Genomic DNA, 23,727 nt, shown 5'->3' with positions numbered 1-23,727 from the left:
TTCGCTTCTCCTGTATCCTTCTTACTTTTCCTTCCCCGTTTCACGGCAGGCTTTTCTTCTACCGTTTCCTTAGTGTCTTTCGTTTCCTTAGCTTTCTTTTTCTTCGGATTGGTAGGACAGTCCGGATTGGAGCAGAAAATGAGCTCCTTTCCGTTTTTATAGGTCTTCTTTACCATGATGGAACCGCATACCGGGCAGAACTGATCCACCGGCTCATTCCAAAGAGCCATATCGCATTTCGGATACCGGCTGCAGCCGTAAAACGTACGGCCCCTTCTTGTCTTCCGCTGCACCATATGGCCTTCATGGCATTTCGGACACTGGATTCCCGTATCCACCACAATGGCCTTATTGGCATTGCAGTTGGGGCACTTCAGATACCTGCCGTAGGGACCCTCCCTGTAAACCATGAGAGTACCGCAGTTGTCGCACTTCACATCGGACACTTCATCCGGCCCGTTCAGCACGCTGTAGGGCTTGATATTCCTGCATTCCGGATAATTGGGGCAGGCCAGGTACTTTCCGTAGCGTCCCATTTTCACGATCATATTGGCGCCGCACTTCTCGCACTTCACATCAGTGACTTCCTGGCTTTCCTTCTTCTCCTTATCTGCCTGACCGTTGGCTGCTTCCAGCTCCTTATCAAAGACCTTGTAGAAATCGGTCATTACCTTTTTATAGGTTGCATGACCCTCTGCGATTTTATCCAGCCAGTTTTCCAGATTGGCCGTGAAATCTACATTAATAATGCCCTCAAAATACTTCTTCAGCAGATTGGTGACCTTGAAGCCGATTTCCGTAGGTACAAACTGCTTGCCCTCCTTCACCACATACTTTCTTTTCTGGATCGTATCCAGGATGGGCGCATAGGTGGACGGACGGCCGATGCCCTTTTCTTCCAGCGTCTTGATGAGGCTGGCTTCTGTATATCGGGGAGGCGGCGCTGTGAAATGCTGTTCCTTTTCCGTTTTCACATGCTTCACCATTTCTCCCTTTTTCAGAGGCGGCAGGAAACCGGCCTCTTCTCCCTCTTTCTTCTTCTCCTTCGCCGGCTGCATGATGGTAAAGCCGTCAAAGAGCACATGACTGCCGCTGGCTCTCAAGGTGCAGCGGCCGCTCTGCAGAAGGGCCGTGGTGGTCTGCTGGACCTGCGGCGCCATCTGAGACGCGATGAAACGGTTCCAGATGAGGCTGTACAGCCGGAGCTGATCCCTGGTCAGGACAGAAGTCAGCGCATCCGGCGGGAACTCCAGACTGGTAGGCCGGATGGCTTCATGCGCATCCTGGGCCTTCTTGGATTTGGCAAACACATTGGGCTTGGCCGGCAGATATTCCTCACCATACACCGTTTCAATATAAGGACGCACCTGCTCGATCATTTCATCGGAAATACGGGTGGAATCGGTACGCATGTACGTAATGAGCCCTACATGGCCCTTTCCTGGAATCTCGATGCCTTCATACAGATTCTGGGCCAGCATCATGGTTTTCTTCGAGTTGAAATTCAGCCGGTTTACCGCATCCTGCTGCATGGTGGAAGTGGTATAGGGCGGCTTTGTCTTTCTCTGCTTCCGGGAGCGGGTGACAGAAATGACTTCTGCTTCCTTTCCTTCCATATCCGCCACAGCTTCATCCGCTTCCGCCTGATTCCGGATGACCGCATCCTTGCCGTCAATCTGTACCAGCTTGGCGGTAAAGGTTTCAGCGTTTCCCTTCCGGTAAACGCCGTCTACCGTCCAGTATTCTTCCGGCTTGAAAGCCTGGATTTCCTCTTCTCTTTCACAGATGAGCCGGGTAGCCACGGACTGCACCCGTCCTGCAGAAAGCCCGCGGTATATGAGCTTCCAGAGCCAGGGGGAAAGCTTGTACCCCACCAGCCTGTCCAGCACACGTCTGGCCTGCTGGGCATCCACCCGGTTCATGTCGATGGGACCGGGATGCTTTATGGCTTCCTTGATAGCCGGCGGCGTGATTTCATGAAATGCGATACGTACATTATCATCGGGATTCACATCCAGAAGCTTGGACAGATGCCAGGAAATAGCCTCACCCTCACGATCAGGGTCCGTTGCCAGAAGGACGGCCCTGGACCGGTTTGCTTCCTTCTGCAGATCCTTGATGATGGACTCCCGTTCCTTGGAATCCACATACTCCGGCTTGAAATCATGGTCGATATCCACCCCCAGAGTCTTCTGGGGAAGATCCCGAAGATGACCCTTGGATGCCATAACCTTGTAATCCGGTCCCAGAATCCTTTCGATGGTCTTGGCCTTGGCCGGGGATTCCACCACCACCAGCGTCTTTCCCTTCGGATCGGGCTTCCGCTTGAAAAGCACCGGCTGAGCAGCCTTGCGGCTTCGCTTCTTCTTTTCCAAAGTAATCGTTCTTGTAATAGGCAATCTATTTCCTCCTCTGTACTACCAGGGAAAAAATATGAAAACCGGAACCTTTCCCTATCAGGCAAGAAAGCACCGGCAGTCATATATCAATATATCAATGCTTCCGGACTCATCCCGGAAGAACCTGATTTCTTTATGAAGTCACCTGTAATTATAAATGATAAAAGAAAAATGGCAATGGGAAATTTGGGAACAGCCTGCCGGGACATCCTTAAAGCATGGCATTCGCCTTTTTAAAACCCATGAAAAAGAGTCCTGCCCTCTCCGCAGCATTCCACTTTCAGGCTCATGACTCCCCTTTCAGTACCATATACCGTCCTGCTCCCGTTTCTTTGATATATCCTTTCAGCTGGAGCTGTAGGAGCAGCATGGTCAGTTTCACCACCGACAGGCCGGACTGCTGCAGAATATCCTCTGCCATCACTTCATTTTCCATACAGCAGAAACGATACACCATTTCCTCTTCCAATGTCAATGCCGTCAATTTCGTTTGAGTCTTCCGTTCTTCTTTATCTTCCCAGCCATATTCAGACAATACATCCTCATAGGAAGTACAGCAGATGGCGCCATTTCGTATAAGCTGGTTGGTTCCCCGGCAGGAAGGAATATAAATGCTTCCCGGTACGGAAAATACGTCTCTTCCTTCTTCCAGAGCAAAATCAGAAGTAATAAGGGACCCGCTTCGTTCAGCGGCTTCCACTACGATAACGCCGCGGCACATGCCCGCTATAATCCTGTTTCTTGCAGGAAACTGCCGTCCGAGAGGCGGCGTACCCAAGGGATATTCAGAAATTAGAGCGCCTCCTTCTTCCACAATCTGCTGAAACAAATTCCTGTTTTCTGGGGGATATACCCTATCCAGGCCAAAAGCAGCGACTACCACTGTGGGATATCCGCCTTCCATGGCTCCCCTGTGAGATGCACTGTCAATACCTCTTGCGCCGCCGGAGACAATAACAATTCCTTTTTCCGCCAGCCCCCGGGCAAAACGTTCTGCCGTCTGCACCCCATAGGCAGTAGCTTTTCTTGAACCGACAACGGCAATCAGCCTTTCATGGTCAGGCAGCCTTCCCCGATAGAACAGAACTGCCGGCGGATTGGCAGTCGTTCTTAAAAGGGAAGGATATTCCTCTTCTTCCCAAGTGCAGCAGCGGATATCATTTTTATACAATTGCTCTTCCACTTTATCCGGGTCTGTTTCATGACGCCAGGCAAGGAAAGCCTTCTCTCCATTGCCGTGAAGTACATGAGAATCTCTGATCTCCTTATCAGAAGCTCTCCAGGCATTTTCCGCCGTATGAAAAAATTCAATCAGGCTCCGCATATGTTTTGCCCCCAGCCTGGGGCATCCGGGAAGAGATGCTGCGTATTTATCCATGGCTACCTCCGGGGAATCATATTTCTGTAACTGATCGCTTCCGCCACATGAGAAGCTTCAATACCCGATTTTCCATCCAGATCTGCAATGGTACGAGACACTTTAATGATTCTGTCATAACTGCGGGCTGACAGATGGAGCTTTTCAAAAACCTCTCTCAGCATATCCGTGCCATCCTTGTCCAGATGGCAGGTTTCCTTCAGCTGCCGATGGCCCATCTGCGCATTGTTCTGCATATGCCAAGGAGCAAGCCTCTCTGCCTGCAAATGACGTGCCTGCTCTACTCTCTTCGCAATATCCCGGGATGCTTCCCCTTTTACAGCAGCCGTCAGCTCGCTGTACTTGGGCCGCTGCACTGAAACATGAAGATCGATGCGGTCCAAAAGCGGACCGGAAATCTTCCGCCCGTAACTTCGTATTTCTCCATCCGTGCAGGTGCAGGGATGGTCAGGATCTCCCAGATAACCGCAGGGACAGGGATTCATGGCCGCAATCAGTATAAAATCGGCCGGATAAATAAACGAGGCATTTACCCTTGAAATATGGACTTCCCTGTCTTCCAGGGGCTGCCGCAAGACTTCCAGCACCGATCGGGGAAATTCCGGCAGTTCATCCAGAAAAAGCACGCCCCGGTGGGCAAGAGTCACTTCTCCGGGCCGAGGTATAGTACCCCCGCCAATCAGTCCGGCCATGGAAATCGTATGATGGGGACTTCGGAAGGGTCTTTCCCGCATAATATCTTCCGCCTTGAAAAGACCTGCCACGCTGTATATCTTGGTTACTTCCAGTGCCTCTTCCCTCGTCATGGAAGGAAGAATGGTGGTAATGCGACGGGCCAGCATTGTTTTTCCGGATCCCGGAGGCCCGGTCATAAGCATATTATGGGCACCGGCCGCCGCAATTTCCATGGCCCGCTTGGCCATAACCTGCCCCTGTACCTCCGCGAAATCCACATCACTGACGATCTTCTTTCCCGATTCCTGCCGGACTGCCGGAGCCAGCGGCTGCCTTCCTACCAGGAATTCAATCAGTTCACGAAGTGTCCTGGGCCCGTAGACTTCAATGTTTTCACATAAAAGAGCCTCGCCGGTTACCGCAGGAGCCATAAAAAAACGGGAGACGCCAGATTCTTTACCTGCCAGTACCATGGATAAAATCCCCGGCACAGGACGAATTTCCCCTTTTAAAGACAGTTCTCCAATAAAAATGGTATTTCTGAGACATTCCTGCGGTATCTCCCCACCTGCTGCCAGAAGTCCGATGGCAATCGGCAGATCCAGTCCGGAGCCATCCTTTTTCAAGTCTGCCGGTGCCAGGTTGACAGTGACCTTATCCACAGGAAAATGATATCCGGAATTCCGTATGGCAGAATGCACCCGTTCCTTCGATTCCTTGATAGAAGCCGCCGGAAGCCCCACAATGTCAAAAGCAGGAAACGCCTTGTTGATATCTACCTCTACTCCGATGACATGGCCGTTTAACCCAAACGTTGTTGTCCCCAATACTTTTGCATACATATGAATTCTCCTTTGTGACAATGAAATATCAGAAAGCGTTCCTTGTATGACGAAATTTGATTTCTCCGCTGCCATGTATCATGACTTCTACCACGTCAAAACGTATACTTCTATCCTCAACCCTCTGTTTCGTGATATAAGTCCTGGCCCCATAACGGATATGCTTCTGTTTCAAAGGGTTTACCGCTTCCACCGGTTCTCCGTAACGTCGATTATGCCGGCTTTTCACCTCCACAAAAACCAGCGTGCCTTTATCATTCATAATCAGATCAATTTCTCCGTGAGCTGTTCTAAAATTACGGTCTAAAAACTGATAGCCTTTCTTTTCCAGGTACGTTTTGGCCAGAGTTTCCCCTTCTCTGCCAAAGGCTGTCCTCTCCATAGGTTTCTCCTTTCTGTCACAGACTGCCGTAAGTACGGATTGACTGTTTGAAAAATACAACAGATCTTCAAAATGATCGCAGGACAATATCCTCCTTTTATAAGGCTGTATCTGATCAGATTTCACAGAAAAATGCAAAAATACAATTTTTACTATGTGTCAGCCTTATAAATGCCGTTTTCTGCTGAGTCCTTTTATTTATTGTAAAAGGAAAAGAAGGAGCCCGTCAATGAATCTAAATCATGAATTATTAAATTATATGAATCCTGAAAATGCTATCCATTTCAATCATGCATATTTTCAGGGCAAAAGAAAAGCCTCCCTTTCGGAAGGCTTCTGCAAAATGTATCAATTATTTCTTTGCTTTCTTTGCTTTTGTTTTCTTTGCGTTTACTTTTTCTTTCAGCTGCTTGGAAACGCGGAATGCCGGGGTCTTGGATGCCGGAATCTTGATTTCAGCCTGGGTAGAAGGATTGTGGCCTACCCGTGCTTTACGCTGACGAACTTCGAAAGTACCAAAGCCGATGAGCTGTACTTTGTCTCCCTTAACGAGAGCCTGAGATACAACGTCCAGTACTGCTTTGACAGCTTTTTCAGCGTCTTTCTTGGTCATTTCTGCTTCCTGGGCAACTGCTGTGATGAGTTCTGTTTTGTTCATAACTAAACATCCTCCTTTAAAAATTGACGGTTAAACCGTCTTTAGCTCCAATGGGAAAGGGTTTTCTGAAATGAAATCTTTCCATAACTGCAGGGTTTTCTCGGGACTCAGATCCGTCATAGGTGTACCCTTCTCTATGGCGTAGTCCTCAAAAGAGCAGAACCAGCGCATAAAGTCTATGGCAAAATGATGCAAAGCCAGTTCCGGCTCTATTCCGTTTTCCTGCAGATAATGAACAAGGGAGAACAGGAAAGCTCCCGCTTTCTTTTCTCTGTTCATTTCACGGTCATCTTCCAGGAAGCGGGAAATCTGTTTCTTTATATCCGCCGGAAGGTCTCCAGGAGCGAAGGCTTCCTGAAGCCCATTGGAACTAACTTTCTTTTGAATTATACACGTTAAAAGCAGACTTGGCAAGCTTTTTGGCACCCCGGACATCAGATATTTCCTGTTTTTTTCAATTCTTTTCCTTTTTTCCCAGCCCTGGGGACCGGAAACGGAAGAGTCACTGTCATTTTTATCAAAAACAAAGGGATGGCGCCTGATCATCTTGTCTTTGATGCCGTCAGCCACGTCCTGCATGGTGAAGTACCCTTCCTTCTCCGCCAGGGCAGCGTGGAAGAGGATCTGGAACAGCACGTCTCCCAGCTCTTCCTTCAGGTTTTTCATATCGCCGCGGTCGATGGCGTCCACCACTTCATAAACTTCCTGGATGAAATAGGTGCGAAGGGTCTCGTGGCTCTGGGCGCGGTCCCAGGGGCATCCGCCCGGTGCCAGAAGGGTATGGACAGTATCGGAGAGGTCGGAAAGGCTGTAGGGAGCGGCTGGCTTCAGCAGAGCTTTTCGGCTGTCAAAAAGGAGGATTTCTTTATCATGGCTGCTGCGCTGCGCCAGCTCTGCGGCGGTAAGGAGAAGGATATTTCCATGACTCATGATAAGGATCGTGGTGTCTTCCCGATAGGCCGTGAGGATTCGCTCAGCCAGTATCTTTTCGTCTTCCGGCAGACAGTCCCTGAGAATCATCATATGGGGCATGCGGAGGGAAATGGAAGCGGCCTCGTTTCCGCCTGCTATGGTAAAATTATCTTCTTTGGAGAGAAGTCCTTTTTCTTCTAAAAGCTGAAGTAATTCCATCCTGTTCACTGGTTTACCTCCATTGATTAATCAGAGACTGCACTTCTTTGAAAATCCTTCCTGCGTGGTAGCCATCGCACACCGCATGGTGCACTTCCAGGGAGAGGGGCATGTAGTAGTGGCTTCTTTTTCTCTGAAGCCGCCCCAGGGTATACATGGGAAGGAAGAAGCGAAACGCTTTTGGAAAACTGAGATGGAGGGATTCAAAGGGCACCCAGGGAATGACGGACACGGGAAAGAGGTTCACCGGTCTGTTCGGTTTGCCGAACAGACCCTTGACCTGGCCGTAAAGTGCTTCATCCTTTTCATAGGACGTAAGGAAATCGGCGTAATTTTCACTGTATTCCGTCCAGAGGCTGGAAAAGGTGTGATCCTCCGGATGAAAGACGGTATAGCTGGGATGCACTTTGTCAAAATAGCCCAGCTCTCCTTTTTCGTTGAATGCTATCCGGTATCTTTTATGTCTGTTCTCTACTACAGAAAGAAAATACAGCAGAGCCGGGTAGGGTCTTTCCTTGCGCTTCATGACAGGCGTCACATCCAGATTCACTGTCATGCTGTACATACAGGGCACTTCATCCAGAAAGTAGCTGAAATACTCTTCCCTGTCCCACCGGGTCCGGTCAATCAGCGTAAATGCCATAGCATACCCCTCCTTTTTTCTTCTGCCTATACTATATCATATAAATGAAGCTGCTGCTCGCAGCTGTGTCAGGGTAAAATAAGCGGGCGGCGCCTTGCGGCACGGTGGGGATCGGGATTGAGATCGGAATCGGAAATAGAGAATGCCAATCAGTCTCCTTCCCGCTGACCAGGACTTCTTGTTATTGCTTCATAGGCGGCATGTACCGAGATTCTTCGCTTCGCTCAGAATGACGGGAGTTATTCGGGAATTCTTGCGATTGTCTCTTATATCCTTGCGCACTCAGTTTCTTCGCTATGTAGGGCCCCTGCAGAGGGTCTCAAAATCAGCTGAAATTGGCCCTTTGCCTGCCCACAAAAGAACCTTCCTTCTGACCGGACCAGAATGACAAGGACAGGCGGGACCAGTCATGCGGAACGCTGCCTTTAAAGCTCTAACCCCAAAAGGGTGCCGCTGCCATTCATCATTCTTTATTCTTCCTTTTTCCACCGCCCTCTGCGCCTCATCTCCACGGAGCCAGTCCAATTTCAGCCATAAAGCAGGGTAGCAAAAAAAACGGCCTTTCGGCCGTTTTTTTATGCTTCTATGCCATAGATCTGCATGGCATTTTTTCTTGTTTGTTCTATCACCGTTTCTACAGGTATTTCCTTGAGGCGGGCAATTTCTTCGGCCACGTAGATTACATTGGCCGGTTCGTTCCGCTGTCCTCTATGGGGCGGCGGAGTCAGGTAGGGGCTGTCTGTTTCGATCAGCAGGTGGTCCAAAGGGATGTCCCGGGCTGCTTCTTTCAGGCGGCGGCTGTTTGGAAAGACCAGCGGGCCTGCAAAGGATATGAAGAAGCCCAGTTTCATCAGTTCTTCCGCTGTTTCCCTGCTTCCGGAAAAGCAGTGCATAATGCCCCGCATGTTTTTCCCCTTGTGTTCTTTGAGAATAGCCAGAGTATCACCGTGAGCTTCCCTGTCATGGATGAGAAAAGGAAGGTCCAGGTCCTTGGCCAGTTCGATCTGACGGGCAAACCATACTTTCTGGGTTTCTTTGTCAGAATAGAGATAATGGTAGTCCAGCCCGATTTCTCCCACAGCCCTGACCTTGGGAGAAGATTCTATGAGGTCCGCAATTTTCTGCAGGATTTCCTCCGTAGCATACTTTGTCTCCTGGGGATGAATGCCTGCGGCTGCATACAGGGGGCCGTAAGTTTCCGCCAGGTGTACCGCCTGCAGGCTCGTCTCATAGTTTTCCGAGGGAATCACCACATGATCCAGCCGGTCCAGGATGCGGGCTATGACTTCTTCCCGGTCTCTGTTGAAGGCCTTGTCATAGAGGTGGGCATGGGTGTCGAAGGGTTTCATTATTTTACCTTGCTGCCGGCAGGCATATCCACGAAGGGAACTTCCAGTTTTCCGTCCTTGGAAGCGGCCAGGATCATGCCCTGGGATTCAATGCCCATCAGTTTGGCCGGTTTCAGGTTGGAAACGAAAATCACGTGTTTCCCGATGAGGTCTTCCGGCTTGTAGTATTCGGAAATTCCGCTGACTACTGTTCTTTCATCGCCGTCGCCCAGGCTGACGGTCATTTTGATCAGTTTCCTGGATTTCTTCACTTTTTCCGCTGTCAGGATTTCTGCTACCCTGAGGTCTGTCTTGAAGAAGTCATCAATGGAAATGGCAGGCTGTTTTTCTTCCTGCTTTTCTTCCTTTTTCTCTTTCTTTTCCGGTTTTCCTGCCTTGGGCGCTGTTTCTTCTTCAATTTCGATACGCGGGAAAATCTGCTCGCCCTTGTGGGTCTTTGTTCCGTCAGGAATGCCGCCCCATACCAGATCCTTGTAGCAGGCATCCTTGAAATCGTCAAGTCCCAGCTGGTTCCAGATTTTTTCTGCTGCAATCGGGATCACCGGTTCAGCGAGAAGGGATACGAAGCGAAGTCCTTCGCACAGGTGGTAAAGGACTGCATCCAAAAGGTCTTTCTTTGCAGGATCCTTTCCCAGTGCCCAGGGCATGGTCACATCGATGTATTTGTTCAGGGAGCGGATATAGGTCCATACTGCCTTGATGGCGTCATTGATCTTCCAGTTGTCCATACCGCTCCGGAAGGCTGCCAGCGTTTCTGCCGCATGGTCTTCCACTTCTTTCGAGGCTTCTGCAATGGCCGGATCGGAAGAGACGTCGCCCTTGTGCAGGATGCCGCCATTGTACTTGTCCACCATGGAGAGGGTTCTGTAGAGCAGGTTGCCCAGATCGTTGGACAGGTCGGAGTTAATGCGGGAAATCAGACGGTCTCTGCTGAAATTGCCGTCCTGTCCCAGCTGGATATCGTTGAGGAGGTAGTAGCGGATGGCATCGGAGCCGAATTCATGAAGAAGCGGAATCGGATCGATGACATTGCCCTTGGATTTGGACATTTTTTCACCGTCTACAATCAGCCAGCCATGGCCATAAACCTTCTTCGGCAGTTCGATGCCCAGGCTCATGAGCATGATCGGCCAGATAATGGTATGGAAACGGACGATTTCCTTTCCTACCAGATGTACATCGGCCGGCCAGAATTTCTTGAATTTTTCCGGATCATCCACAATGCCTGCGGCGGTGAGATAGTTGACCAGAGCATCGAACCATACGTACACCACATGCTTCGGATCAAAAGGAACCGGAATGCCCCAGGTAAAGCTGGTGCGGGATACGCAGAGATCTTCCAGGCCGCTCTTGACGAACTGGATCATTTCATTTCTGCGGGATTCCGGCTGAATGAAGTCCGGATGTTCTTCAATATATTTCATCCAGCGGTCTGCATACTTGGACATTTTGAAGAAATAGGCATCTTCGCTGACTCTCTGCAGCGGACGGCCGCAGTCGGGGCAGATATGATCAGGGGTCAGTTTGTTTTCCGGCCAGAAGGTTTCATCAGGAATGCAGTACCAGCCTTCATACTTGCCGAGGTAGATATCTCCCTTGTCATAGGCACGCTGGAAGAGCATCTGTACGACTTTCTTATGCCGTTCTTCTGTGGTTCTGATGAAATCATCATTGGAAATGTTCAGTTCCTTCCAGAGCTGCTTGAAGAGAGCCACAATGCCGTCTACATACTGAATCGGCGTCACGCCTGCTTCTTCCGCCTTCTGTTCGATTTTCTGGCCGTGTTCGTCACTGCCGGTGAGGAAGAAAACATCATAGCCGTCCAGTCTCTTGAAACGGGCCATGCTGTCGGCGATGGAAGTACAGTAGGTATGTCCTATATGGAGCTTCGCACTGGGGTAGTAAATGGGGGTAGTAATATAATATGCTGGTTTTTCACTCATAAAAAGGCCTCCTGCGTTTATTGGTTCAAAGAATAGAGCTTTCCTTTTATTTGCAATATTCTTTATTATAACTCTATATAAAAAGATATACAAATGGAGCGCGCGCCCGGCGTGTCCGTGTTCAAAAGGGCCTGCGCCCTTCGGGAATACAGCCGCCCTGGCTTATCGTCATTTCGAGGGCAGCGAAGCGGAGCCGGGAAATCTCCCCTGCTGTATACCGGCCAGCCCCTGATAGAGGCGCTCTGCAGCGCGGTCGGAACCGGGAGCAGGATCGTGGAAGGAGAATGTCAATATGTCATCTTCCCGCTGACTGAAATTTCTTCGATTGTTTCAACTGCGGCACTTACCGAAATTCATCGCTGTTTGTGGACTCTGCAGAAAGTTTACAAGTCAGCTGAAGCTGGCCCTCATCTGCCCGTAAAAGGCCTTTTTATTGCCGGCTGACCGGAATAGCTGAGCAGACGGAAAGATGAGCCGCCATTTTCCATTTTACATTCTTTAAGAGCGTGTCCCCAGCAGGAACTGATAGACTTCCCTTCTGGAAAGGTGATATTTGCCTGCTGTCTGCCGGGCAGCTTCCTTAAGGGGCATGGTTTCCGCAAGTTTCATGGCTTCGTCCTGCCAGCCGGAAGCTTCCTCCGTTTCTTCTTCCATGGATTCATTCCAGCCTTCTACCAGAATCACGTATTCGCCCCGGGGATCTTCTTCGTCCATGCGGGCTCTCAGAGAGGAAAGGGTGCCCCGTTCAAAGGTTTCAAATTTTTTGGTCAGTTCCCGGGCAGTCACGGCTTTTCTGTCTCCCAGAGCCGTGATCAGAGTATCCATGGTTTCCTTGATACGATGGGGCGCTTCATAAAAAATCAGCGTCACCGGCACGCGGCTCATATCTTCCAGCAGTTTTTTGCGCTTAGCCGTGATTTTCGGGAGGAAGCCGATGAAGGCAAACTGACGGGCATCCAGTCCTGAGGCCACCAGGGCGGTCAGTGCCGCATTGGGCCCCGGCAGGGGCACCACGGGAATGGATGCCTCCAGTGCCAGGCGTACCAGATCGGCGCCGGGGTCGGAAATGACGGGCATGCCCGCATCGCTCACCTGGGCCACAGATTTTCCTTCTTCCAGCATGGCAATCAGCTTGGGGCCTGCTTCTTTTTTATTATGTTCATGATAGGACACCACATGGCCGCCGATGCCCAGATGGTCCAGAAGAATCCGGGTATGCCTCGTATCCTCGCAGGCAATCACATCCGCCTGCCGCAGCACGTCAACTGCTCTTTCCGTAATGTCTGCCAGATTTCCTATCGGCGTAGGTACCAGGTATAAGGTACCGGGCTTTACTTCGTTCATAGGCTCTCCTTCCCGTATATGTCCATGATTTCCCTTGTATAGGACCCGTCCTCATTATGGATGAGAAGCGGCGGCTCTACGCAGAGTTCCGCATGGCCGCCGTATTTCCATTCCATGAGCACACGCACCGCCGTATGTCCTTTCCTGGCGTAAACAAAGCGCATTCTTTTCGGTTCCATGCGGTATTTCCGGCCCAGAGAAATCAGATCCGCCGTGCGGTCGGCCCGGTGAACCATGGCCAGCCGTCCTCCATATTTCAAAAGATAGCGGCTCGTTTTAAATACTTCCTCCAGCGTGGCATGCAGCTCATAGCTGGCGCTGGCCACGCCGCTGCTTTCACTCATTTTCCCGCTGCCCACTTCCCGGTAGGGCGGATTGACCACCACCAGAGAAAAAAAGCCGGAGGGAAAATGCTCATTCGCCTTCCGGTAGTCGCAGGGAATCACATGGATCACAGATTCTCTGTGATTTCCTTCCACATTTCTTTTTGCCAGATCCGCCATAACGGGATTCACTTCCAATGCGGCAATATCCTTCCCGCCCAGAGCGGACATGAGAAGGGCAATCACGCCGGTGCCGGTGCCCAGGTCGCAGATCCGGTCCTTCGGCTTAATGGCCGGATAATGGGCCAGAAGCACCGAATCAATAGAAAAGCAGAACTGATCCGGCCGCTGGATGAGCTTCATTCCATCCCGCACCAGATCGTCCAGCCTTTCTCCTTCCTTCAATTTCCACTCAGTCATTTTCTTCCTGTTCCACAGCATCCCAGGGCAGAATCTTCGTCTTCTGTCCATCCAGCTGTACCTTCACCGTATGTTTCTGGCTGTTCACATAAATAACCTGCCCGCTGCCTTCATCGGTGATAACCTTCATCCCTACCCGGAACCGGGGCCCTTTCCCCTGTGCCATGGGGCAGCACCGTTTCTTCCGGTTTTCCCCTTCGTACTGATCATTTTCATACCGGAGGCAGCACATAAGTCTGCCGCAGACGCCGGATATTTTGGCCGGATTCAGGGACAGGCCCTGGTTTTTAGCCATCTTAATGGAAACAGGTGCAAAATCTCCCAAAAAGGTAGCACAGCAGAGAGGCCGTCCGCAGGAGCCGATGCCGGACACCTGCTTGGCTTCATCTCTCACCCCTACCTGTCTTAATTCAATGCGGGTATGGAAAACGGAGGCCAGTTCCTTCACCAGTTCACGAAAGTCCACCCGGCCGTCGGAGGTAAAGAAGAAAACAATTTTATTTCTGTCAAAAGTATATTCGGCCCGGAGAAGCTTCATGGGCACCTTGAATTTTTCAATTTTTTTCAGGCAGATATCAAAGGCGGACTTTTCCCGCTCCCTGTTCCGTTCCAGCTGAGCCATATCCTTCATGGTAGCCTTGCGGATGGCGGGCTTTAGAGGAGCATCCTCGTCAAGTACGGGATGTTCGGGCATAATCACCACATTGCCGTATTCCAGGCCCCTTGAAGTTTCTACAATCACCCCGTCATCCAGATGGATATCCAGATGGTTGGAATCGAAATAATAAATTTTACCTGCCGGCTTAAAACGGACACCGATTACCTGATCCATTCTTTTTCGCCTTTCTGTATATGTTCAAATGTAATAAGAATCATGTCCCAGATATTCTTTATATTTATATATCTGGCTGCTGCTGTTTCTGCTGTTTTCAGGGCCTGCAGCGCCTCTTCCCCTTTTCTTCCGCGCCAGAAGGAGGCAATCCGCTCCTCCCGGTCCGCTACGGAAATGCAGCGCAGTGCGTTTCTGTCCCCTGTTTCCGACAGGATCCAGATATCCCGTCCCACCAGGATGATCCAGCGCAGCATCTTGAGGAAATCCTTTCTTTCCTTGAATTCCATGCTGCTCAGCGTGGAAAAGGGCATACTGTCCATGGCCGCCTTTTCCCAGAAATCCATGGCAGTTTCCGGCTGGGCGCTGCCGCCTTCATCGCAGACCTCCAGGGTCATTCCCGGATTTCCCTCCGACAGCTGGTAGAGCACTCTTTCATTCATGCCGGGAGGAAAATGGATTTCCTTTTCCCTTTCATGGATAAACGAGTCAAATTCCGATTCCGATAGGGGAAGAAATCCAAACCTTTCCCCTCGTGAAATAATGGTGGGAAGCAGAGCATCCAGATCATGAGTGATCAGAATGAAATGAATATTTCCTTCCGGCTCTTCCAGTGTTTTAAGAAGCGCATTGGCCACCGGATCCATCATGGTCTGGGCTTCATCAATAATGCAGACATGGGGCTTTTCATCAAAGGAAGGCATGGCTTCCAGAAAGGTTCGGAACTGCTCAATCTTCAGCTCCATGCCTAGAGGCCTTAAATACCATACCTGCTCATCTGCCAGGGTAATGACCGGCAGCTTTTTCTTTTCTTCTTCCGTAAGGGATAAAAGAGAAGACCAGAGCTTCTCCTCCTTCCCGGTAAGAACACCCGCCAGGTCCAGGGCTGATGTGGTCTTCCCCAGCCCTTCATCGCCATAAAAAATAAGAGTATGGGGAATCCTGTTTTCCTCGTATAAACGTTTCAGTTCCTTCTTTACTTTTTCCTGTCCATACACATGAGGAAAAAATCCTGCCATACATACCTCCCTGCCGGTTTCCGGCGCCGGCCTCCCGTTATAACGGCACAGGCCGGACTCAAGATTATTCTACCATGACTCCCGGCATACTGCAAAAGCCGCTGCCGGGCCATGCAGGGAGACCGTGCGAAGAATGTCAAGTGCGCAGGGAGAGTTGTCTTCCCGCATGTTAGCGGAACTGCACTGAAAGAATAATGGTTCAGAAGGTTCAGAGGGTGGTGGTGTCCTTCGGTGCACAAAGCTTGAATTAGTATTACGCATAAACCTTCCCGCCTGACCCGTCATTCTGAGCCGAAGGCGAAGAATCTCGTTACGAGCAGCCAATGAGGCAGGCAAAAGGATCACAATCAGCGTTAAGGATCCCGAACGATATTCTCCGTTCTCGCCCCCGTCTTGTTCCCGGTCCCCACCGCGCCGCAAGGCGCCTTCACCAGCTCACTCACAAATCCCCGGTACAGAGGACTGCCCGGCCAAATCCCATCAATTCTTCTCTATTTCCCGAAAATCACCTTTTCAATGTCCGTAATTCTGTCTACATAAGGCACATTTTCCCGTTCAAACATGGCTGCCGCCTTTTTCCCTTCCAGTCCGGTGAGGATGCCGATAAATTTCGTACCGGCCCGGCGGCTGCCCAGCACGTCGGAGTAGGAGTCGCCGCATACATAGATGTCATCCTGCTCCTGCGGTTTCATTTTTTCCTCCAGATAGGCTTTATAATTTTCCCTTTTCCGTCCGAATACGGCGCAGCTGAAAATGAAAGGCTGCGGTTTATCGGGCACAGGGCAGTGGAACATGTCTGCTGCCTCCACCGCATCGGAGGCGGTGGCCAGGTAGAGGGGATCAAATTCCTCATACCAGTGGAACAGCTTGAAGGGAATTTCCATTTCCTTCCGCGCCCTGCCGGTGGCCACGGCCACGGCAAAGCCTTTTTCTTTCAGGCGGATAAAAAGAGTCCGGATGGCCTCTGCCGGAGCCAGGGGCACTTCCCTGGAGAGGAAGCCCTCTTTCCCGCCGCTGAAGGGCATATGATGGAGCAGGGAAATAAAGGTATCGTCTCCCAGATACCAGGCCTGGAAGGCCTCGGTGTGGATGGTCCAGAAGGGAGAACGGAGCAGGGCCCAGTCCGTACTGTTTCCAAAGTCGCCGGCCATGGCTCTGCTGATGCAAGTAATCACATCTTCTCCTTCCAGGCCTTCCGGAAGAACGGATTTCCATGTCTCCAGAATAGCATCAGCCCGGGGAATGGGAAGACCCATGAGCAGGAGCCCTGCTTTCTGCATATCCTCCGGCTTTTCAAAAGTCAGGGATACCTTTTCCCCGCCGGACCGTTCCTTATAGGTTCTGGCCATAAGCCACAGGGCAGTAATCAGCCAGGCATGAACCATGTCCCAGTTTGAATTGATGCCGCGGGCCTTGAGAAATTCCAGCAGGCGGTCATTGCCCCATACACGGCTGCGGCAGGAGGCAATCTGCCCCTCTGTCACATGGCGGGGATCAAAGTCTTCCCCTTCCATGGGAAGGCCCATATAATCCTTACTGTGCAGAATTTCCCACACCGTGAGCGCTGACACATCAAAATATCTTTCCTCTGACAGCAGTACGCCGTCAACATCAAAAATGACCTTTTTCATCCTGATTTCCTCCGTCATCTCCGGGAAATAAAGCCCTGCATCTCTCCATTTCCTGTTTTTATCCATTCTATCATATTTCCGGGAGGCGGGCACGGATTCGCCGCAGTTTATCGAAAAAGAGGCTGCCCGGAACCGGGAAGAAACAGGCCCTTTATGGATAACTCTTTCACAGAGCCTCTCTTTATATGATATACTGAATGTAATGTTGTATAAGGAGGCAGATCATGAACATTTTAGTTACCGGCGGCGCCGGATATATCGGCTCCCACACTGTAAGGGCCCTTCTTGCGTCCCAGGATTTTACGCCTGTTATTTTTGATAATCTGTCCACCGGCCATGCGGAATCCGTTCCGGAAGGGACTCCGCTGGTGAAAGGGGACATTCATGATATAGATTTTGTCGCAGACACCCTGAAGAAATATGATATCCGGGGCGTCATCCACTTTGCCGCCTACTCTCTGGTAGGTGAATCCATGGTGGATCCGGCGAAATATTATACAAACAACGTGGAAGGCACGCTCCATCTCCTGCTGGGCATGAAAAAAGCAGGAGTAGATAAAATCGTATTCTCCTCCACCGCCGCTGTATACGGTGAACCGGAAAAGACGCCCATTGAGGAAGATTTCCCCCACCATCCCACCAATGTCTATGGAAGGACAAAGCTGGTCATCGAGAACATGATGAATGACTTCACCAAAGCCTACGGTCTTTCCTATGTGGCACTGCGCTACTTCAACGCAGCCGGCGCCGCCCTGGACGGCAGCATCGGTGAAGACCACAATCCCGAATCCCACCTCATTCCCCTTATCCTGAAAACAGCCCAGGGCGTGAGAGACCACATTGCCATTTACGGCACCGACTACCCCACCCCCGACGGCACCTGCATCCGCGACTACATCCACGTACTGGATCTGGCCGACGCCCATGTGCTGGCCATGAAATACCTGATGGACGGCGGAAAGAGCACCTACTTCAACCTGGGCAGTGAAAAGGGATTCAGCGTGCGGGAAATCATTGAAACCGCCAGAAAAGTGACAGGCGTTCCCTTCAAAGTAACTGAAGAAGCCCGCCGCCCCGGTGATCCGGCTGTACTCATCGCCTCCTCGAAAAAATGCAGAGAAGTGCTGGGCTGGCACCCCATCCATTCCAATACAGAAGAAATCATCGCCTCTGCCTGGAAATGGCATAAAGAACATCCCTATGGGTATAAGAAGTGAGATAGTGGAAGCGCCTTGCGGTGCGGTCGGGATCAGGATCGAACACATCGTCATTTCGAGCGCAGCAAAGCGGAGTCGAGAAATCTCCCCTGCTGACCGGAATTCTTTCGATTGTCCCATATACGGCTCGTACCGCTGTTCTCCCATTTACATTTTATCCACTACTCTTTAAAACCTATTCTCTAACATCAAACTTTCTTATGAATAAAAAGGAGTTCATCTATGCAGAAAATCAGAAAAGCCGTGATTCCGGCTGCCGGCTTCGGTACCCGTTTCCTTCCGGAAACGAAAGCCATGCCGAAGGAAATGCTTCCTATCGTAGACAAACCGACCATTCAGTACATTGTAGAGGAAATCAGAGCCAGCGGTATTGAGCAGATCCTCATTATTTCCGGCCATGCAAAACGGGCTATTGAAGACCATTTTGATTCCTCTCCGGAGCTGGAACAGCATCTGTATGAATCGGGCAAAATGGACCTTCTCCGTGAAGTGCGCCAGGTGGCTTCTGTAAAGATCCACTACACCCGCCAGCAGTACATGAAAGGCCTGGGCGATGCCATCCTCTGCGCCAAGGATTTCATTGACGGCGAACCTTTCGGCGTCATTCTGGGAGACGATGTGGTTTACAACGCCAATGGCGAACCGGCGCTCCGCCAGCTCATGGACCAGTATGATAAAACCGGCGGCACAGTCATCGGCTGCCAGGTAGTCCTTCCGGAACAGGTTTCCTCCTACGGCATTGTAGACGGACAGCCTACGGATGACCCCAATCTTCTGAAGGTAAAGGATATGATCGAAAAGCCTTCCATGGAAGAAGCACCCAGCCGTTTTGCCGCTCTGGGCCGCTATGTCATCACCCCGGACGTCTTTGAAGTTCTGGAACAGACAAAGCCCGGCAAGGGCGGGGAAATCCAGCTCACCGATGCCCTGCGCGTCATGGCCCATAACGGCAATGTGTATGCCTACAACTTTACCGGAAAACGGTACGATACAGGCAATAAACTGGGCTACCTGAAAGCCACTGTGGAATTTGCCCTCCGCCGTCCGGATCTGGGGCCCCAGTTCCGTCAGTACCTGAAAAACCTGCTGAAAGAAGACAAATAAAACTGAAACATAAAAAAGACCGGCTTCTGCCGGTCTTTTTTGCTGCACGGAAAGCCCCGTGCCAAATCTAAAGTTTGACAGCCTCTAAAAGGGAAACAGCTCACTGCACTTTGTGCGCTGCCCAACTCCTTCAAAATATGTTTGCTGTGCACGGCCCCGCCGCTGAAGGTTCAGAATGTGCACAGGAACAGGAGTACATTTCCTTCAGCAGCGAGGCGGCTGGCAATCATCACGCTGATGGCATGTCACTTTCTTCCTTTGTTCCCTGTAATACCTTTCTTTATCTTCATACATCCGGTTATCCGCCACCCGGATCAGTTCCATAATGGATGCGGAGGGGAATTCGCTCCAGTCTGCATATCCCAGGGATACGGAGAGACCTTCGTTTCTTATTCCTTTCCAGGAAGATACATTTCTTCTGAAAGCATCTGCCAGGGCATCATAGATCTTCCGGTCCATATAGAGCAGGCCCACAAATTCATCGCCTCCTACCCGATAGCCCAGGCAGGTATATTTCCTGTATTCTTTCTCCCTGCATGTGCGGCGGAAGCAGTCTCCCACAGCCCGGATGAGTTCATCCCCCGCACTGTGGCCTCTCGTGTCATTGGCCTTTTTAAGGCCATTCACATCAAGCACCACTGCCACCAGATGAGGCGGCGGATTTTCTTCGATTTCCTTCAGCTTTTCTTCATAGGCCCGCCGGTTGGGAAGGCCGGTGAGTTGGTCTATTCTGGCCAGCATATCTGCTTCTTTTTTCTGCCTGCCCCGGAAGATAATCATGGACACAAGGGAGGTGAGCACCAGGGTGCCTACGAAAATGACCACAAGGACTTTGCCGTAATTTCTTTCCACATAGTCCATGAAACCGGGCTGATACACTTCGTTCGCATGTTTCAGGAGTGATTCATTGATATTGATTCCACCCCAGAGATTCTGCATGCGGTTGATAGCCGAGAAAAGGGGATACCTGTCCCGGTTCACCGCTATGGTCAACCCTTCCCGTTGGGGCAGTTCCTCCTGCGTTAAACCTTTTTCGTTTCCAAGATAAATGGAAATGAGGTATGGGTTCATAATACCAGCATCGGCCTCACCATTTCGAATGGCCTGGAACACTGCCTTCGGATCAGGATAGTGGAGGATTTTATTATGGGGATAAAACTCTTTTACATACTTTTCCTGGGCAGGGAAAGTGTCTGTCACAGCAAACACGGTCTCATCGGAAACAGGCTCGTTTTCCCTGCTTATTTTATACATTTTCACCGGGACTATATCGGCCGTCTGCAGAAAGCCTTCCTTTTCCAACATGAAGGGGCTGTCATACACCGGCATGGCCCCGTCAATCTTCCCTGCTTTTAGATCCCCTCTCATTTCTTCCATATTTTCATAGGGAATGTACTCTATGCCGCTGGAAATACCAAAAGCCTTAAATCCGTAGTCCAGAAGGTCCCGGAATGTCCCCCGGGCCTTTCTCTCGGAATCTGTCCAGATGAAGGGCATCATGTGAGCCATATACCCTATGCGGATGGATCCGTGCTCTCCGAACCAGGCCCTTTCATCCAGGGGCAGAAGGGAGGTATCCTTGTCATGCCGGAAATATTTCTGACGAAGGCCGATTTCAAAGGTGGGATTATATATATGAATTTCTCCCAGAGCACGGTTCAAATCCCGCAAGACATCCTCCCTGCCTTTAGTCACCGCAAAATAGGAGGTGTCACTTCCTACAAAAAACAGGGGCGTCAAATCATCGCCTATATCGGCCCGGGAAGTAAACTCTGCAGTCCCGTCCACATCGCCCCGCTCCAGTGCATCCATGCGGGCACCGATACTGCCGTATTCCACAATTTCAATCCCCAGATGATGGGCCTCATCAAAATCCCGGACTTTTTGGCCGGCGGTGGTATTCTTTCCCACTGCCACCTTCCTGCCCCGAAAATCGTCAATTTTATGATACAGCGATGCCTTTTCCGACGGCACAAAAATATAATAGGTCTCAATGCGAAGAGGAAAATTGGAAAAGGAATAAACCTTTTTTCTCTCCGGCGTATCTGACACATTGGCCAGGATGTCAATGTCCCCGCTCTCCAGTTTCTCCAGCAGCTCCGTCCAGGAACCGTACACATATTCATACCGCCAGCGGTTGTAATCGGCAATCATCTGCAGGTAATCATAGGTATACCCGGACTTTTCCATATCCTCCGGGTGATCTCTGAACTGGTCCGGCACCGTATATCCCATCCGAACCACCTTCTCCGGAGGAATCTCCGCCCTCCCCGGGAAGGCAGGATAGAAGCAGCTGCAGAGAAAAAGAAGAAGAGTTAAAAGACGAACCAGGAGCTCAGGCATCATGAATCAACCCTTTACAGGAAATAAGAAGAATGAATTATATTTTTATTCTATGATGAAAACAGATAAAAGTAAAGAAAAGAACATAAGGGTTCAGCGGGGAAGGTAAACGGTGTCTTTGGCCCCGAAAGATGTATCAGCCTTCGGCGGAAGGTTGCGTCTGCTATCACCTGGGGAAAAGTATTGGCCTTCAGGCGATGAAGTTTGATTTGGTGCTGCTGTTATAACGTCAAACAACCGCGCCAAAAGCGCGGTTGTCTGTTTTTCACCGGGTGAAAGCCCGGTTGTATGGTTTTCCCGGTTCACTAGTCCCCTGTTTCACTGCTTTTCTTTTTCTTCTGGGCTTCATAGAGCTCATAGTACTTGCCCTTTCTGGCAATGAGTTCATCGTGGCTGCCTGATTCAATGAGGCGTCCATGATCCAGTACATAGATGCAGTCCGCATTCCGCACGGTGGACAGGCGGTGGGCAATGATGATGGTGGTTCTGTCCTTTGCCAGATCATCCAGGGTGCTCTGTACCATTTTTTCTGTCTGGGTATCCAGAGCGGAGGTGGCTTCATCGAAAATCACCACCGGCGGATTCTTGAGGAACACCCGGGCAATGGCAATTCTCTGCTTCTGCCCGCCGGAGAGTTTCACCCCTCTTTCCCCTACCTTAGTATCGTATCCATTGGGCAGGGATTCGATGAATTCATCCGCTGCCGCCAGTTTAGCGGCACGGCGGATTTCCTCCATGGTGGCTCCCTCCCTGCCGTAGGCAATGTTTTCGGCAATGGTGTCGCCGAACAGGAACACGTCCTGCTGCACAATACCGATTTTCCGCCGGAGATCCTGCTGGGCAAATTCATTGAGGTTATGACCGTCCAAAGTGATGGAGCCTTCTGTTGGTTCATAGAACCGAAGGAGCAGGCTCACCAGGGTGCTTTTTCCTGCCCCTGTTTCTCCTACGAAAGCAGCCGTTTTTCCTGCAGGGATATCAAAGTTCAGATGGTGGAGAATCAGCCGGTCCGGGTCATAGCCGAAGGAAAGATCATGGAAATCAATATCCCCCTTCACCGATGGCAGAGCCAGAGGATGGGGCGGATCCGTAATGGACGGCTCTGTATGCATGATTTCTTCAAAGCGGTGGAAGCCTGCCATGCCCCGCTGATACACTTCGGCCAGGATGGTCAGCCGGAATACAGGGCGCATGAAGATATTCACATACAGCAGGAATGCCACGAAATCGGAAAGCAGCAGTTCGCCTCTGGTAATCATCCAGCCCCCTGCCAGAATCACCACCACATTAATGAAATTAGTAAAGAAATTGATGCTGCCGGAAAAATAGCCCACCAGACGGTAGGATTCAAATTTTGTATTCCTCAGGTCCCTGCTTTTTTCCTCGAACCGACGGAGTTCAAAGGCTTCCTGGGCAAAAGCCTTTACCAGACGGATGCCGGAAAGGCTTTCCTCCGCCCGGGCTGCCACTTCGCCGGCCATTTTTCTATTCTGCCGGAAAGCTCCCTTCATTTTCTTATTAATCTTGACGGTATGGATCGCTTTTGCCACCAGCAGGGCACCGATCAGAAGGGCCAGCTTCCAGTTCATGAAAAGCATGACCACCAGTGTGCCTGCCATGATCACGCCGCAGAGAAGCACATCATTGGGGCCGCGGAAGGACAGCTCGCTGATTTCCGTAATATCACTGGTAATACGGGACAGAAGCTGCCCCGTCTTTTCATTGTCGAAATAGTGGAAGGACAGTTTCTCTATATGGGCAAACAGATCCTTTCGCATATCATGCTCAATGGAGGCACTCATAACATGACCGTAGTACTGGACCAGGAACTGGATGATAAAATTCAAAATATACAGCGCCAGGAGAACAGCCGAACCCCACAGAAGCCGGTGCATATCCTTATCCGGCAGTACATGGTTGATCAGATTTCTGACCACAATAGGGAAAATCAGGTCCAGCCCTGCCATGGCAAAGGTGCCGATAATGACCCAGACGAGAATTTTCATATAGGGTCTGTAGTATTTCATAAATCGTGTAATCATAGCTGTCTCCTTTATGGGATGCGCTCTGCACCCCGGGTTCGGAAGGTTAAAGGTG

At 50.6% G+C, this 23,727-nt stretch carries 18 protein-coding genes; 2 read left to right on the top strand and 16 right to left on the bottom strand.

The features are described 5' to 3' along the window. The 14 genes from topA to ACI4N7_RS04830 all read right to left on the bottom strand — a co-directional run. A partial coding sequence (gene topA, locus ACI4N7_RS04895) for a type I DNA topoisomerase (protein ID WP_439732247.1) occupies positions 1-2,399 on the bottom strand: 2,399 nt, incomplete at its 3' end. A gap of 286 nt (positions 2,400-2,685) precedes the next feature. Continuing rightward, positions 2,686-3,777 (bottom strand): DNA-processing protein DprA, encoded by a 1,092-nt coding sequence (gene dprA, locus ACI4N7_RS04890; RefSeq protein ID WP_439732246.1) that lies wholly within the window; start codon positions 3,775-3,777, stop codon positions 2,686-2,688. 2 nt (positions 3,778-3,779) lie between these two features. Next, positions 3,780-5,294: a YifB family Mg chelatase-like AAA ATPase gene (locus ACI4N7_RS04885; RefSeq protein ID WP_439732245.1), complete on the bottom strand. Its 1,515-nt coding sequence runs from the start codon at positions 5,292-5,294 to the stop codon at positions 3,780-3,782. A gap of 28 nt (positions 5,295-5,322) precedes the next feature. Beyond that, complete coding sequence (locus ACI4N7_RS04880; protein WP_439732244.1) at positions 5,323-5,676, bottom strand: YraN family protein; 354 nt, start codon at positions 5,674-5,676, stop codon at positions 5,323-5,325. 352 nt (positions 5,677-6,028) lie between these two features. Then, positions 6,029-6,334: an HU family DNA-binding protein gene (locus ACI4N7_RS04875; RefSeq protein ID WP_439732243.1), complete on the bottom strand. Its 306-nt coding sequence runs from the start codon at positions 6,332-6,334 to the stop codon at positions 6,029-6,031. Positions 6,335-6,364: 30 nt separating this feature from the next. Continuing rightward, entirely contained in the window at positions 6,365-7,465 is a 1,101-nt protein-coding gene (gene mazG, locus ACI4N7_RS04870) for a nucleoside triphosphate pyrophosphohydrolase (RefSeq protein WP_439732242.1), read from the bottom strand. Positions 7,466-7,478: 13 nt separating this feature from the next. After that, positions 7,479-8,108 (bottom strand): CatA-like O-acetyltransferase, encoded by a 630-nt coding sequence (locus ACI4N7_RS04865; protein ID WP_439732241.1) that lies wholly within the window; start codon positions 8,106-8,108, stop codon positions 7,479-7,481. Positions 8,109-8,683: 575 nt separating this feature from the next. Beyond that, positions 8,684-9,457 (bottom strand): TatD family hydrolase, encoded by a 774-nt coding sequence (locus ACI4N7_RS04860; protein ID WP_439732240.1) that lies wholly within the window; start codon positions 9,455-9,457, stop codon positions 8,684-8,686. Continuing rightward, on the bottom strand, positions 9,457-11,400 hold the full coding sequence (gene metG / locus ACI4N7_RS04855) for a methionine--tRNA ligase (RefSeq protein WP_439732239.1): 1,944 nt from the start codon (positions 11,398-11,400) through the stop codon (positions 9,457-9,459). Before metG ends, ACI4N7_RS04860 begins: the two co-directional genes overlap by 1 nt. Positions 11,401-11,898: 498 nt before the next feature. After that, positions 11,899-12,744: a 16S rRNA (cytidine(1402)-2'-O)-methyltransferase gene (gene rsmI, locus ACI4N7_RS04850; RefSeq protein WP_439732238.1), complete on the bottom strand. Its 846-nt coding sequence runs from the start codon at positions 12,742-12,744 to the stop codon at positions 11,899-11,901. After that, complete coding sequence (locus tag ACI4N7_RS04845; protein WP_439732237.1) at positions 12,741-13,487, bottom strand: tRNA1(Val) (adenine(37)-N6)-methyltransferase; 747 nt, start codon at positions 13,485-13,487, stop codon at positions 12,741-12,743. The genes rsmI and ACI4N7_RS04845 overlap by 4 nt, the downstream gene beginning before the upstream one ends. After that, complete coding sequence (locus ACI4N7_RS04840; RefSeq protein ID WP_439732236.1) at positions 13,480-14,319, bottom strand: PSP1 domain-containing protein; 840 nt, start codon at positions 14,317-14,319, stop codon at positions 13,480-13,482. The genes ACI4N7_RS04845 and ACI4N7_RS04840 overlap by 8 nt, the downstream gene beginning before the upstream one ends. Further along, positions 14,307-15,335, bottom strand: a complete 1,029-nt coding sequence (locus ACI4N7_RS04835; RefSeq protein WP_439732235.1) for an ATP-binding protein — start codon at positions 15,333-15,335, stop codon at positions 14,307-14,309. The genes ACI4N7_RS04840 and ACI4N7_RS04835 overlap by 13 nt, the downstream gene beginning before the upstream one ends. 491 nt (positions 15,336-15,826) lie before the next feature. Next, positions 15,827-17,032 carry an HAD family hydrolase gene (locus ACI4N7_RS04830; protein ID WP_439732234.1) on the bottom strand — a complete coding sequence of 402 codons (1,206 nt, stop codon included), beginning with the start codon at positions 17,030-17,032 and terminating at the stop codon, positions 15,827-15,829. Positions 17,033-17,190: 158 nt separating this feature from the next. Here ACI4N7_RS04830 and galE point away from each other — a divergent pair, with 158 nt between their 5' ends. Both galE and galU read left to right on the top strand, forming a co-directional pair. Then, positions 17,191-18,183: a UDP-glucose 4-epimerase GalE gene (gene galE / locus ACI4N7_RS04825; RefSeq protein ID WP_439732233.1), complete on the top strand. Its 993-nt coding sequence runs from the start codon at positions 17,191-17,193 to the stop codon at positions 18,181-18,183. Between the two features lie 222 nt (positions 18,184-18,405). Then, entirely contained in the window at positions 18,406-19,287 is an 882-nt protein-coding gene (gene galU, locus ACI4N7_RS04820; RefSeq protein WP_439732232.1) for a UTP--glucose-1-phosphate uridylyltransferase GalU, read from the top strand. 204 nt (positions 19,288-19,491) lie between these two features. On the opposite strand, the gene ACI4N7_RS04815 is transcribed toward galU, so the two are convergent. Continuing rightward, on the bottom strand, positions 19,492-21,522 hold the full coding sequence (locus ACI4N7_RS04815) for a transporter substrate-binding domain-containing diguanylate cyclase (protein ID WP_439732231.1): 2,031 nt from the start codon (positions 21,520-21,522) through the stop codon (positions 19,492-19,494). Between the two features lie 413 nt (positions 21,523-21,935). Next, on the bottom strand, positions 21,936-23,672 hold the full coding sequence (locus ACI4N7_RS04810; protein WP_439732230.1) for an ABC transporter ATP-binding protein: 1,737 nt from the start codon (positions 23,670-23,672) through the stop codon (positions 21,936-21,938). Positions 23,673-23,727 lie beyond the last annotated feature (55 nt).

This window comes from Dialister sp., assembly GCF_051885895.1.
GTDB lineage: Bacteria > Bacillota > Negativicutes > Veillonellales > Dialisteraceae > Dialister.
This window is presented reverse-complemented; position numbering and strand designations above follow the sequence as displayed.

What these genes read in the sequence shown, in the direction of transcription:
- ACI4N7_RS04840 (WP_439732236.1), bottom strand. Translation starts at nt 14,319, where the DNA reads ATGGATCAGGTAATCGGTGTCCGTTTTAAGCCGGCAGGTAAAATTTAT.
- rsmI (WP_439732238.1), bottom strand. Translation starts at nt 12,744, where the DNA reads ATGAACGAAGTAAAGCCCGGTACCTTATACCTGGTACCTACGCCGATA.
- ACI4N7_RS04845 (WP_439732237.1), bottom strand. Translation starts at nt 13,487, where the DNA reads ATGACTGAGTGGAAATTGAAGGAAGGAGAAAGGCTGGACGATCTGGTG.
- ACI4N7_RS04810 (WP_439732230.1), bottom strand. Translation starts at nt 23,672, where the DNA reads ATGATTACACGATTTATGAAATACTACAGACCCTATATGAAAATTCTC.
- ACI4N7_RS04875 (WP_439732243.1), bottom strand. Translation starts at nt 6,334, where the DNA reads ATGAACAAAACAGAACTCATCACAGCAGTTGCCCAGGAAGCAGAAATG.
- ACI4N7_RS04880 (WP_439732244.1), bottom strand. Translation starts at nt 5,676, where the DNA reads ATGGAGAGGACAGCCTTTGGCAGAGAAGGGGAAACTCTGGCCAAAACG.
- ACI4N7_RS04860 (WP_439732240.1), bottom strand. Translation starts at nt 9,457, where the DNA reads ATGAAACCCTTCGACACCCATGCCCACCTCTATGACAAGGCCTTCAAC.
- ACI4N7_RS04815 (WP_439732231.1), bottom strand. Translation starts at nt 21,522, where the DNA reads ATGGGATATACGGTGCCGGACCAGTTCAGAGATCACCCGGAGGATATG.
- mazG (WP_439732242.1), bottom strand. Translation starts at nt 7,465, where the DNA reads ATGGAATTACTTCAGCTTTTAGAAGAAAAAGGACTTCTCTCCAAAGAA.
- ACI4N7_RS04835 (WP_439732235.1), bottom strand. Translation starts at nt 15,335, where the DNA reads ATGGCAGGATTTTTTCCTCATGTGTATGGACAGGAAAAAGTAAAGAAG.
- ACI4N7_RS04885 (WP_439732245.1), bottom strand. Translation starts at nt 5,294, where the DNA reads ATGTATGCAAAAGTATTGGGGACAACAACGTTTGGGTTAAACGGCCAT.
- ACI4N7_RS04865 (WP_439732241.1), bottom strand. Translation starts at nt 8,108, where the DNA reads ATGGCATTTACGCTGATTGACCGGACCCGGTGGGACAGGGAAGAGTAT.
- ACI4N7_RS04830 (WP_439732234.1), bottom strand. Translation starts at nt 17,032, where the DNA reads ATGGATAAAAACAGGAAATGGAGAGATGCAGGGCTTTATTTCCCGGAG.
- metG (WP_439732239.1), bottom strand. Translation starts at nt 11,400, where the DNA reads ATGAGTGAAAAACCAGCATATTATATTACTACCCCCATTTACTACCCC.
- dprA (WP_439732246.1), bottom strand. Translation starts at nt 3,777, where the DNA reads ATGGATAAATACGCAGCATCTCTTCCCGGATGCCCCAGGCTGGGGGCA.
- galU (WP_439732232.1), top strand. Translation starts at nt 18,406, where the DNA reads ATGCAGAAAATCAGAAAAGCCGTGATTCCGGCTGCCGGCTTCGGTACC.
- galE (WP_439732233.1), top strand. Translation starts at nt 17,191, where the DNA reads ATGAACATTTTAGTTACCGGCGGCGCCGGATATATCGGCTCCCACACT.